This is a genomic window from Bacillus sp. P4_E1 (assembly GCF_056401715.1).
This window is the reverse complement of sequence record NZ_JBFUIV010000020.1, coordinates 37,832-50,303: the sequence shown is the minus strand read 5'-3', so window position 1 is coordinate 50,303 and position 12,472 is coordinate 37,832. Positions and strand designations below refer to the sequence as shown.

Genomic DNA, 12,472 nt, shown 5'->3' with positions numbered 1-12,472 from the left:
AACTCATGATGATTATTTATTCCATACGTGCTAATATACTTATATTAAAATATAAATACGTACCTTATATACTCTGAACTACATTATTCAACAGCTAAAACTTAATTTTTTATTAGGAGGATTTACAATGAAATTATTAAAAATAAAACATATAATTCCTTTATCTGCAGTAGCACTTACATTCGTATGTAATCAAAGTACAGCTGAAGCTTCCACCATACATACAGTAAAAAAGAATGATACACTTTGGGGCATCAGTAAGCAATATGGCGTTTCCATACAGGCCATTAAACAAGCGAATAATAAAGGAAACGATCAAGCTTTTATTGGAGAACAGTTACATATTCCAGAATCTATGAAATCAAATGAGGTTACAGTTCATCAAAACGAAAAAACTACGAACACTTCTGGACAAATTATTTACCAAGTACAACCGGGAGATTCATTAGAAACGATAGCAAAGCGCTACAACGTAACCGTTCAATCTATAAAACAAATTAACAACACAGCCGGTAACAAGCTTTATACAGGACAACATTTGAAAATTAATTCCAGTATTTCCGAAAAAGAAAAAGACTTAATGGCACGCTTAGTTACCGCGGAGGCAGGTGGCGAATCATATAAAGGAAAAGTAGCTGTAGCAAAAGTTATCCTAAATCGAGTAAATGCAAAAGGATTTCCAAATACAATAACAGGTGTTATTTATGAACCTATTAAACGCGGATATGCATTTACTCCTGTTACCGATGGTAGAATTAATCAGCCTGCAAGCGCAGAAGCAAAAATGGCAGTAGAAGAGGCTATCTCTACAAATGGAATACATTCTGATTGGCTTTATTTTTATAATCCAAAAACTTCAACAAACAAATGGATTACGACACGTCAAACAGTAGCGGTAATCGGTAACCACGTCTTCGCTAAATAAAACTATAATTCTCTTCAAATTTATGCACTTAACAACTATTTCAAATGATTAGCAGACCTCTTTACTTAAAAGGTCTGTTTTTTTATATGTAAGATTTTATTAATCATATGACATAGTGATCATTTAAAACTATTTCTTCTTTCAAATAAAAACATTTGTATTTACTCCACCACTCGGAGAAATTAAAATCGCATCAAGTTCAAAAACTCCCTCTTTATTAATAAAAGCTATTTCTTAACTTCATAAAAGTGTTATACACTAAGAAAATAAAAAACAAACTATTCGTTAGCAGGTGAAAGAATATGTATGATGTTACAATTATCGGAGCTGGAGTGAGTAGCATTTTTATGGCTTATTCACTAGCTAAAAGTAATAAAAAGGTTTTAATTCTTGATAAAGGTAAAGCGCTAGAAGATCGCCATTGTCCTTTAGACCAAGGAAAAGTGTGTAATTGTACTACATGTGATAAATATTTCGGGTTTGGTGGTTTAGGAAAATCTGAAGGGAAATTTAATTATACAAACGGATTTGGCGGAGAACTTGAGCAAAAAGTCGGTAAAGAAGGCTTTTTACAACTTATGGCTGAAGTAGATGAGATTCTATGTCAGTTCGGAGGAAATTCTGTTTCAAAATATTCTACAGAAAATCCAACTCTTAATAAGAGAGCTGAAACGTGTGGTTTACAAATGCTCACAACAGAAGTAAGGCATCTTGGCACTACACTTTCAAGTAATATTTTTCAGCAGCTCTACGAATTTTTACTTACGAAAATAAATATCCGATTTCATATAGATGTACAACATGTCGTTAAGCAGCAAGACCATTTTAAAATATCTACAAATCAAGGAACTGTCCATTCTAAGCAATTAGTATTTGCAACTGGGCGTTCTGGAACGGATTGGTTAAAAGAAATGTGCTCTTCCCTTGAAATTGCACAGGAACAAACCCGTATAGATTTAGGTATTAGGGTAGAGATGAAAGAACATCAATTACGTTCTATATTAAAAGATACATTTGAGACGAAACTTTCTTATCAGCATGAACATTTCACGGCTACTACTTACTGTATGAATCCAAAAGGACGCATTATTCGAAAGTACGAAGAAGGTTTAGTTATGCCTGACGGTCAAAATTTCCGAGAGCAAGAAACTGGCACTTCTAACTTAAATTTCACTTTATTTATCCCGCGCTATTTTCCAACTCTCAAAGAAGCAAATGTATACGCAAGTTCAATTATTAAAAACATTAACCAAGGACGAGATCGGATTGTTATACAGCGTTTAGAGGACTTAATAAAGAAACAACCTACAGCGGAGAACAACATGAAACATAATCGTATACAGCCTACACTACACGGAGATTATGGAGACTTGAATAAAGAAATTCCTTCACTATATATTGAAGGACTCAAAAAATTTTTATTACGTTTAGAACAATTTATCCAAGAACCTATCGATCAAGATACTTTATTATATGGAATTGATGGCAAGTTCTACGCTCCTACAATAAAAATCAATAACCATTTTGAAACAAGTATGAATGGGCTATTTTTAATTGGAGATTGTTCAGGCGTCACTCATTCATTATCTCAAGCAGCTGCAAGTGGCCTGTATGTTGGAAAATATTTATCAGGTATTTAAACTTTTTAATTAAGATGCCAGTCAAATGTTTTAAGTTTCACCAACACTTTACTTATCTAATAATAGCTTTAACGAAATTATTATCCCTCCCCCGCTGATGATTAAGCCACAAAGAATCAGGATTTTACGGGATATATTGAAAACACATGAAAAACTACATTCTATATAGAATGTAGTTTTCTACTAATTAATATAACCGTTTTCTTCAAGTTGACTTTTCTGGAATTTCAAACTTATTGAATGTCAATGGTTTAAAAACCATCTATTCATTTTCACTTTCATTTGTTCGATATTTTGTAACATCGCCGTAGTGTTTAATATGTTAGGATGTCTATAAGTATTTTTTACTACGACTATGACTTTTTCTGCTCTGTTTCAAAAAAATTAGATGTATGTTACTTCGCTTTAAAATTCTCCATTGTATGTATATGAATACTTCAAATTATTACCTTTAGAAAAATATAATCTAAATGGTTCACCACACTCTAATAGTTATAAAAACATAATATATAACCTTAGTTAAATAAACTCTATAAAGAAGGTGTAAAAATGAAGAATAAAATAAATTTACAAATGCAAAATATAAGCTTTGTTTTAATAATTGCTTTAGCAGTATGGTTAAAAACATATCTTATTACGCGATTCAGTTTTGATTTGAAAATTGAGTCTTCCACACAAGAACTTATTTTGTTTATTAGCCCTCTAGCTGCATCATTAGCATTTGTTGGATTAGCATTATTTGCAACTGGTGAAAAGCGAAATTATATAGCGCTATGTATTAATTTCTTATTAACTATAGTTCTCGTTGGAAATGTAATGTTCTATGATTTTTATAGCGATTTTGTTACGTTACCAGTGCTTGGACAAACATCTAACTTTACACAGTTAGGCGGCAGTATTAAAGAAATATTAAACTACAAAATTATACTCGCATTCGTAGACATTATTTTCTTCTTTATTTTGTTAAAGAAGAAATCGATAGTCTTTAAAACAGGACGTGTAACTCATTCTGCACGCTTGTTATATTTTCTCTTAACGATTGGTGTATTTTTTGCAAATCTACAGCTTGCAGAAAAAGAACGACCTGAATTATTAACGAGATCCTTCGACCGCGTAATGCTTGTGAAAAATTTAGGACTATACACTCATCAAGTATATGATTTAACACTACAAGTAAAAGCTGGATCCCAAAAGGCACTTGCAGATAGTAGTAAATTACAAGAAACTGAAAACTACGTAAAGGCAAACCATAGCGAGCCGAATCCTAACATGTTTGGTGCAGCTAAAGGAAAAAACGTAATTGTCGTTACTCTTGAATCCTTGCAAACCTTTTTAATAGGTGCATCCGTCAATGGTCAAGAAGTTACACCGTTCTTGAATGAATTCATAAATGAAAGCTATTACTTTGATAACTTTTTCCACCAAACTGGTCAAGGAAAAACATCAGATTCTGAATTTCTAATAGATACATCGTTGTATCCATTAAATCGAGGAGCTGTATTCTTCACGCACGGTAACAACGATTATACTGCGACTCCAGAAATTTTACGTCAGCAAGGTTATTTCACTTCTGTATTCCATGCGAATAACGCAACATTTTGGAATCGTAACATTATGTACTCTGCTCTCGGTTATGATCGTTACTATAATGAACTTGATTACAAAATTACACCCGAAACAAATTTAAATTGGGGATTAAAAGATATCGAATACTTTGATCAATCCGTAGATATATTAAAAACTGTTGATCAACCATTTTACGCTCGTTTCCTTACTTTAACAAACCATTATCCATTTACGTATGATGAAGATACAAAATTCATTGAACCATACAACTCTGGTAATGGCGTATTTGATCGCTACATCGTAACAGCACGTTACTTAGACGAATCAATTAAAAAATTTATTGAGCGTTTAAAAGCCGAGGGAATGTATGATGATTCTGTTATTGTATTATACGGTGATCATTACGGCATTTCTGAAAAACATAATCGCGCAATGGCACAGTTTTTAGAAAAAGATCAAATAACAGAATTTGATACTTTAAATTTACAACGCACACCTTTATATATTCATATCCCTGGCCAAACAGAAGGTCAAACTATCTCAAAGCCTACGGGACAAATCGATATGAAACCTACTATTCTAAATTTATTAGGGATTGATACTACTAACGATATCCGTTTTGGCCATGATATGTTTTCAGATGAATATACCGGTTTTGTTGTTTTACGTGATGGTAGCTTTATTACAGACAAGTATGCATATACAAATCATACTTTTTATAATCGAGAAACAGGTGAGGTTGTAGATTTACCAAAAAAAGAAGCTCAAGAAATGATTAACCGTGCACAAAATGAATTACGAATGTCTGACAAAATTATTGAAGGCGATTTATTACGTTTCTCAGAAAGTAATAAAATTAAAACTGGAGAAGTAAAAACTAAAATTAAAGAAACTGAAAAGTAATCTATATAAAGAAAGGGAGCAACTCATTACGGTTGCTCCCTTTTCCCCTCTTATAACACATGATGCAATTTTATATAAAAAACTTGATATATTTTACTTTTATTCTACGCTTGTTTCTAAAGTTAAATCTGTATAGGCATTATCCTCACCTATATTTAAGATTACTTCACATTGACGTAATCTCAATTCAAAGAGCGTTATAGGATCATGATAAACTTCAGGGTTTGATTTCATTTTATGCAGTTTATCTTGTTTTTCTTTTATTTCTAAATGAGTGTTTTTTACAGCTTGTTCCAACGAGCCAAATGGATTTCTAAAGAACATATTAATATCCCGCTCTTGTGTGTTTTCAAATAGCTCAAACTGCAAGAAAAATTTCTTCATAATAGAAGCCGTTACATCGGTATAATCTTCATTTTCTAAATACTGTTTGTATTTGTTATATAGCATAGCTTTATTTTTAGGAAGAACTCCAAATAATTTACCGGCACTTTTCAGTAAAAATTGTGCTGGCGTAAATCGGCGTAAAATATTTACTTCTTCCATTTGTATTCTAGTTGTCATTCTATCAGTATCTCTGCGCCAGTCATCAATTACTTTAAAGTCACATTCTAACTGTATTCGATTTTCTCCAAATAAAGAATTAAGTCCTTCACTGGTTTCTGCTAAGTACAATTGACTTTGAAGGAGCTCGTTATTAGAAGTCGCAATCCAATTTTGCATAGAGCGAGCAAGATTAGGTAATACAGTTTGTTCTAGATATTGTTGCACCCTTTCATTCATCGCTGTATTTAGTTCAATATCAATGTGCCCAAAATCACTTTCTTCACTAATTAAATCGGAACAACTCTGCAATAATTTCGGAATATGTTCTGTAAGATCATTAGTAATTTCGTTTTTCATTGTACGATATGTTTCTGTAATTAAATGAATTTTTTCCTTCTCAAAAGCAGTAAGGTTATTAATACAAGCATTTAGTTTAACTAACATATCTTCATTCCAATTAATAGAATCCACTAGATTATTTTCCCTCTCGACGCGTTTATCCAAAAGATATGTAATTGTTTTTCGAATGAAAAACAATAGCTTTTCAGTACGTTCTGCATCGATATTTTTATGGTTAAAGTTAAAATGAATAAACTCAGTTAAATCGTTTAGTTGTTTACTATTTGTATATAACGAAGAATAAGGGAAAACTCTTGCATTAGGGAAATATGTATTTATTCTCACTTGCGTATCTTGTATAACTCTTTTTGCTTCTGCTTCATTGTAAATGTTATCGATTTTATTTAATAAGAAATGAACTTGTAGATTTGGTGTATGTTCTTGGATACTTAATAGAATGTCACGTTCTTTGTCAGTAAAAGGTGAATCCGTATTCAATACGAATAATAATTCATCTACAGAGTTTAAATATTCAAACACCTCATCTCTTGCGTCATTGTTCCTATTAAAGCTAGGTGTAACAACGAATGTAAGTTTATTTTTACTTAAAAACCTGCATGGTAATTTAAATTCAACACACGCTCTATCTCTATATGTTTGACGATGCACTGCCATCATGTTATGGAAATCAGAGAAATTCTCAGTTGTTGTAATTTCCGAATCTGTTATAGCGTTAATTTCTGTATAAGCGTCATTTTTAAAAACAACTACATTTGAGATTGAGTTTTCTAATATATTTTCTCCTAAAATAGAGTTAATAAATGAAGCTTTTCCGTTCCCTGAAGTTCCAGTTACTAATAGGCGATTTGTTCTTAAATCTGCAAGCTCACCAACTAACCAGCTAAATCGGTTACCCATTTCTAAATCATGTTCTTGTGCCCAGTGTGTAATAGATTCAAAAAGATGTAAACTATACTCTAAGCCATTCACATGATTAATAGAATATGACAGTAGGTCTTCTGCATCTTTTATATCCGCTGAATCTATTTTAGAAGGAAAAATCTCATCCCATGCCAATACTGCTGCAGATGGAAATACAGCATGAGATGGATTGACTACCTTTAACCAATTTGTTAACAGGTTTGGAATGATATCGTGTAATTGTCTAAGCATATATTGACCTTGAATTAATTCAAAGTATGTTTCTTCGTAAAGAGAAGAAATTTCGTCCCATATATCGGACGAATGTATTTCGATATGTATGAAAAATTCATTTATTGTGTTGAGCCATAATAAGTAATTTTGTTCATCTTTATAGCTGTGCCAAAGTGATGAAACAATTTGCGTAAATTGTACTTGATCTACATTATTTAATGTAACTAATACTTTATAAAAATAGTCTGGTGAAATATTTTTAGTAAATCCTTTATCGATATATTCTTTTAGAACCTCAAACCACGGATAAGATTCTGTTCGAATTAACTCGTTCACAGCAAGATCTACTGCACTATCAAAATCTTGCTGTTCTTCATAAAAGGAACGTGCAATTGTTGTGACGTTTGGATAATCGGGATTTAAAGAAACTGCTTCTTTAATAGCAGCGAAAGCTGAATCAAAATTATTTTGCTCGATGTAAAGAGACAGTAATTGCAGTACAATTTCGGTCATCAGTATTTTGTTATCAGTATTAATAGAAGTATACACGTTTTCAGCAACTGATAATTGGTTAAGTTCGAAGTAAGCATCCGCAATATTTTTTTGTGCCCATGGCGCTAATTCATTACTAACTTTCTCCCATTTAAAAATAGCTGCTTCAAAATCTTGATGGTGATAATAAAATTCACCTTGTGCAAAACGAATATAAGATCCATCAGAAATCTTATTTTTTTCTTCGTTTACATAAGCTTCTCCAAGTACTTGAAGAGGTGGGTGTGTTTCATTCTCCATTAGGAATGTTTCATAATACATCTTTTTTATTAATTGTTTTTCTAATCTCATCTTTTCCCCCACTATATCTCGAAAATACATTTTTTGAGATATGTCAATACTTTTTGTATGTATGCTTTTTATCTTAACAAAGAATTCCTTTTGAAAAATTTCATTTTCCTTTCATTTTTCAAGTAAGATTGAATTTTTATGAGAAAAGTTTCAGTTTTTTTTCAATTCCCTTTCAGTTGTGAAACAACATTAAATGTTCCTAATAACCTAATAATACTATAATATTCCACATTATATTATCAGGAAAACTATATATATATTACATTATAAAAACAATCTATAACGAATATATATGCATTGTTTGTTTCACTGATAAATAAAAGAACTCATCACATAATGGTTATTAGATAGACCAATATGCTACGTCCCCTCAGAATTTCGAACACACCACGATAACTTAAACAACAATAATAGTGAACAGCTATCATTACAATATCTTTCTCTAATTGTTTTCCTTAAAAATATTTCAGTAGTTATGTAATTAAATTGTTCTAACCTATATAAATAACTAGTCCAAAAAAATATATATGCATATCATGTTATAGTAAAGAATTTAGGAAATCCTAAAAAGGAGGCATTTTCATGTTTGAAGATAAATCTAAAATAAATTACCCATATGAATTTACTGAAACTACAACAGTCCCTCTAAAGAACCCCATTGATAAAAAATTCAAGAACGGCACAGATACACATAACTTCCCAATTAAAAAGCATTATAAAGAGCAGGTTTTATATACTGAAAAAATTAATAATAATAAAAATAAATAATCGCATAGATCCTTGTAACAATGTGCCAAATAAGAATCTATATTAGACCTTGCATAGTTATGTTTTTAGTAATGTATAAATCTTTCTTATACAACTCATGTACTTTTAAAAAGTGCTGATATACAGCGCTTTTTTATACATAGATAATAGAAGAACAAAAAAGGTATGGATATTTTCCACACCTTTTTTGTTCTTTGCTATTTATAAATGGAGTACGCTCATGTTTGCTTTGCATAATAGCACTTTAATGGGCCTTCTAGAAGAAATAAAAGCTAGTTTAATGAAAAAATAAGTTTCTTAGCCAATGCACCTACCAGCAGAATTTTACTGGTAGGAGTCATTGGATTGAATTTATATAATACCTTGAATATTTTGCGTCTATTTTTTCTTAAGGGGTATTTATTCGGGTTACTTATTAGATTCCTTCCGATTCCTACTTTTTATAGGTCATTATTGCTCCATTATATATATTTGAAAATTTACTAAGCGTTGTTTCAAAGCTACTTAGTTTTCATAAAATATTTTTTGTTTCCGTTGGAACGGATAGGCTTTAATCTCATCTGTATCTAAATTTTCATGAAATAAATGAATGGCTATAATTTGTCTACAATCGTAAGTATGATAATAATATGTTCCGGACTCCATACACATTACGCTTGTATAAATGGTATTATCTAATGCACCTTCTTCTGTTATTACTCCGCCTTTAGGAACCTCGCAATTTGATAAGATATGAAAAAGGGCCGATACTCCCTCTTCTTCACTATCTATACCTTGAATGTTTTGTTTGCCATATGCTGCCCGCACAAACCTTGATGGTGGGGTGAAATCCCCTGGAAGTCCCATTGAACCTGAGCCCTGACCAAAAGCACTTAATGGTACATTACTCCACTCTGTTGGCGCGAATGGCTGCGATTTAAGGCCAATATATTGTCTTAAATTTTGTAAATGCCAATTAAACTCCGGACTATTCGTCATCACTCCTAGTGGGTTGTCATACATTTTTAATCCTTCATTTGTCGGCTCCAGTACAATGCACTCTCCCCATTTATCCGCTAAAATCCAATGTAGTGGTGGTGTAAGTCCTAAATCCGGTAATGGTATATCCAAAAAGGTAAGGCTATCTACAGATTTCTTTAACTCTTTGACAGAATTGAATTGTGTGAGACTCCAAGTCACAAAATCAAATGGAGCCAAATTCGTTTTGTTATTATCTATACTTTTACTATAAGTAGCGAATCCTGGAAAATAGAGTGTTGCACATGTCATACCTGCTTCATTTACTCCGTCCGCCATAATGACCCTTCCTTGATGATTAATCCCCATTCCGACCGTAGCATGTTTCGTATTAATGATTTCACCAGTTATATTATTCCACTGGTAATGTCGAGGAATGATTATTACTTCTTGATTCAAATCTAATGTAAAATCCATCGTTCTTGCAAAAAGGTGCTGACCGTTTTTTGTCTGTAATGTCAAACTAGTACACATAAAGAACACCCCATTTTATGGTTTTATATACACTTTACATAATTCTGATAAATCTGTAAATTAAAAGCCCCTTTCCTTACAAAAAAAATGAGAAAGCACATATAAATTACAAATAGGTTATCTCTAGTTTATAAATGAATTTTTAAAATATAGTTGCAAAAGAATTATATTAAAAAGGAGCGACTTGTTACTATCGCCCCTTTTTATTTCTCTCTATATTTTATTAAAATAACTGTAGAGAACATTGCTATTACATATTTATTTTATTTTCTTTCAACACATATAAATAATACTAGGCACTTTCAAACCGTTTCAAATAACTGGGAACGAACTTTTTCTCTTTGGACATTAACCCTACATAACCCTCTTAAACATCTTCTCCAACTCATAAGTAGAATGATGCACCAGAATCGGTCTTCCATGCGGACATGTATATGGGTTTGTTGTTGTACGAAGTTCTTCCAGTAAAGCGAATATTTGATCATTCGTTAAATATTGATTTGCTTTAATTGAAGCTTTACAGCTCATCATAATCGCTGCTTCTTCGCGTAGTTTTTTTATGTCTACTTTTTTCAGTTTTACGACTTGCTCCATCATCTCATCAATGATTTCTGTTTCTTGTCCTTTCGGGAACCACGTTGGATGCGAACGAACGATAAAGGATTGATGGCCAAACTGCTCTAAAAATAGTCCGACTTTTTTTAATTCTTCTAACTGCTCTTCGACACGTAAAAATTCGGTAAGAGATAAATCGATGCGGTACGGTACAAGTAATTCTTGTACTTCTTGCGTAACTCGTCCCACTTTATCACGGAAATATTCATAATTGATGCGCTCCTGCGCAGCATGCTGATCAATCATATATAGCCCGTTATCATTTTGAGCGAAAATATATGTTCCGTGCATCTGTCCAATTGGATAAAGCGGCGGTAAGTCATTACCGTTCATTTCAATCTCTTCTATCTCCCCGACTTCTTCTTCCAATTCCTCTAATTCAAAATCGTCATCGTTGCTAGTCCATTCCTTTTCCTCCCGAACCGTTTCCGGCTTAGAGGATGGCTGCCAGCTTTGCTCTTCTCTTACGAGTGACTGTGGTGGTTGCCATTCTTGCTTCGGCGGTTGCCACAGTTGTGCTGGTTGTTTTACAGTCGTTGTTTCTTCTTGTTTCTCATCCATTCCTGTTGGTAAAACGATGTTAGGCATAGATGATTCTCTCGGTTTTGTATGCTCAAACTTAAACTGTTCTTGCACACTTTCATCTTTTTCTTTTTTCTTCGTTGTTACACCAGCATCTGGAATGAGTTGTATTTTTTTGAATGCAGCTTGCAATGTTTCTTCGATAAGCTTTAGCAATTCTTGTTCTTTACTAAAGCGTACTTCTAATTTTGCTGGATGTACGTTGACATCAACAAGCATTGGATCCATTTCAATTGATAAGAAGCCGATTGGGTATCTTCCGATTGGCAATAACGTATGATATCCTTGCTGAATTGCTTTCATTAATACAAAATTTCGAACGTAACGGCCATTTACAATCGTTGACATATAGTTACGCGACGCTCTCGTTACTTCTGGTAATGTTACATAACCTTTAATTGTAAAGTCTAGAGACTCAGCTTCAATCGGAATAAGCTTCTTCGCAACTTGAATGCTGTAAATCGATGCAAGTACTTGTCTTACATCACCGTTTCCTGATGTATGAAGCAATTTCTTTTCATTATGAAACAGTTTTAACGATACTTCTGGATGTGACATTGCAATACGATACACGATATCTGTAATGTTCCCAAGCTCTGTATGAATCGTTTTCATATATTTAAGGCGCGCTGGTGTATTAAAAAATAAGTTTTGTACAGTAATATCTGTTCCTTTTCGGCTTGCCGTTTTCTCTTGTTTTATAATGTCTCCACCTTTAATACTAAGGTGTGTACCAGGCGCATCACCTGTGCTCGTAATTAACTCTAATTCACTCACTGAGGCAATACTCGGCAGGGCCTCTCCGCGGAAACCGAGCGTTCTTATACGAAATAAATCATTTTCATCTTTAATTTTACTCGTTGCGTGTCGTTCAAATGCAACGATACAATCTTCTTCAGCAATACCATCTCCATTATCGATGATGCGAATCTTCGATAATCCAGCTTCTTCTAAGTGGATTTCAATAGATGTACTATTCGCATCGATGGAATTTTCCACGAGTTCTTTTACAACTGAGGCAGGGCGCTCTACTACTTCCCCTGCCGCAATTAAGTTAGAGAGTTGATCATCGAGTTTGCGAATTTTCCCCATCTACTTA

The 12,472-nt window shown here is 32.8% G+C and carries 7 protein-coding genes; 4 read left to right on the top strand and 3 right to left on the bottom strand.

Translation table 11 applies throughout. The annotated features are described in order from the left end of the window. Positions 1-127 precede the first annotated feature (127 nt). The 3 genes from AC1DS7_RS22940 to AC1DS7_RS22930 all read left to right on the top strand — a co-directional run bounded on the left by AC1DS7_RS22940 (position 128) and on the right by AC1DS7_RS22930 (position 5,034). The gene (locus tag AC1DS7_RS22940; protein WP_016100777.1) at positions 128-925 is read left to right on the top strand and encodes a cell wall hydrolase; all 798 of its coding nucleotides are present in this window, start codon (positions 128-130) and stop codon (positions 923-925) included. Between the two features lie 302 nt (positions 926-1,227). After that, positions 1,228-2,565: an NAD(P)/FAD-dependent oxidoreductase gene (locus AC1DS7_RS22935; protein ID WP_016100776.1), complete on the top strand. Its 1,338-nt coding sequence runs from the start codon at positions 1,228-1,230 to the stop codon at positions 2,563-2,565. 549 nt (positions 2,566-3,114) lie between these two features. Then, a complete protein-coding gene (locus AC1DS7_RS22930; RefSeq protein WP_016100775.1) occupies positions 3,115-5,034 on the top strand; it encodes an LTA synthase family protein in 1,920 nt (639 codons plus the stop codon). A gap of 99 nt (positions 5,035-5,133) precedes the next feature. Here AC1DS7_RS22930 and AC1DS7_RS22925 read toward each other — a convergent pair whose 3' ends face one another. After that, positions 5,134-7,917: a dynamin family protein gene (locus AC1DS7_RS22925; protein WP_016100774.1), complete on the bottom strand. Its 2,784-nt coding sequence runs from the start codon at positions 7,915-7,917 to the stop codon at positions 5,134-5,136. A gap of 582 nt (positions 7,918-8,499) precedes the next feature. Between AC1DS7_RS22925 and AC1DS7_RS22920 the strand changes: the two genes are divergently transcribed. Next, a complete protein-coding gene (locus AC1DS7_RS22920; RefSeq protein ID WP_002014615.1) occupies positions 8,500-8,685 on the top strand; it encodes a hypothetical protein in 186 nt (61 codons plus the stop codon). A 504-nt stretch (positions 8,686-9,189) separates the two neighbouring features. Here AC1DS7_RS22920 and AC1DS7_RS22915 read toward each other — a convergent pair. Both AC1DS7_RS22915 and mutL read right to left on the bottom strand, forming a co-directional pair. Continuing rightward, entirely contained in the window at positions 9,190-10,176 is a 987-nt protein-coding gene (locus AC1DS7_RS22915) for a choloylglycine hydrolase family protein (RefSeq protein ID WP_016100773.1), read from the bottom strand. 354 nt (positions 10,177-10,530) lie between these two features. Then, on the bottom strand, positions 10,531-12,465 hold the full coding sequence (gene mutL, locus AC1DS7_RS22910) for a DNA mismatch repair endonuclease MutL (RefSeq protein ID WP_016100772.1): 1,935 nt from the start codon (positions 12,463-12,465) through the stop codon (positions 10,531-10,533). Positions 12,466-12,472: the final 7 nt, after the last annotated feature.

Bases quoted from the DNA above. Each gene is read 5' to 3' on its own strand.
- AC1DS7_RS22940 (WP_016100777.1), top strand. From the start codon at position 128: ATGAAATTATTAAAAATAAAACATATAATTCCTTTATCTGCAGTAGCA.
- AC1DS7_RS22935 (WP_016100776.1), top strand. From the start codon at position 1,228: ATGTATGATGTTACAATTATCGGAGCTGGAGTGAGTAGCATTTTTATG.
- AC1DS7_RS22930 (WP_016100775.1), top strand. From the start codon at position 3,115: ATGAAGAATAAAATAAATTTACAAATGCAAAATATAAGCTTTGTTTTA.
- AC1DS7_RS22925 (WP_016100774.1), bottom strand. From the start codon at position 7,917: ATGAGATTAGAAAAACAATTAATAAAAAAGATGTATTATGAAACATTC.
- AC1DS7_RS22920 (WP_002014615.1), top strand. From the start codon at position 8,500: ATGTTTGAAGATAAATCTAAAATAAATTACCCATATGAATTTACTGAA.
- AC1DS7_RS22915 (WP_016100773.1), bottom strand. From the start codon at position 10,176: ATGTGTACTAGTTTGACATTACAGACAAAAAACGGTCAGCACCTTTTT.
- mutL (WP_016100772.1), bottom strand. From the start codon at position 12,465: ATGGGGAAAATTCGCAAACTCGATGATCAACTCTCTAACTTAATTGCG.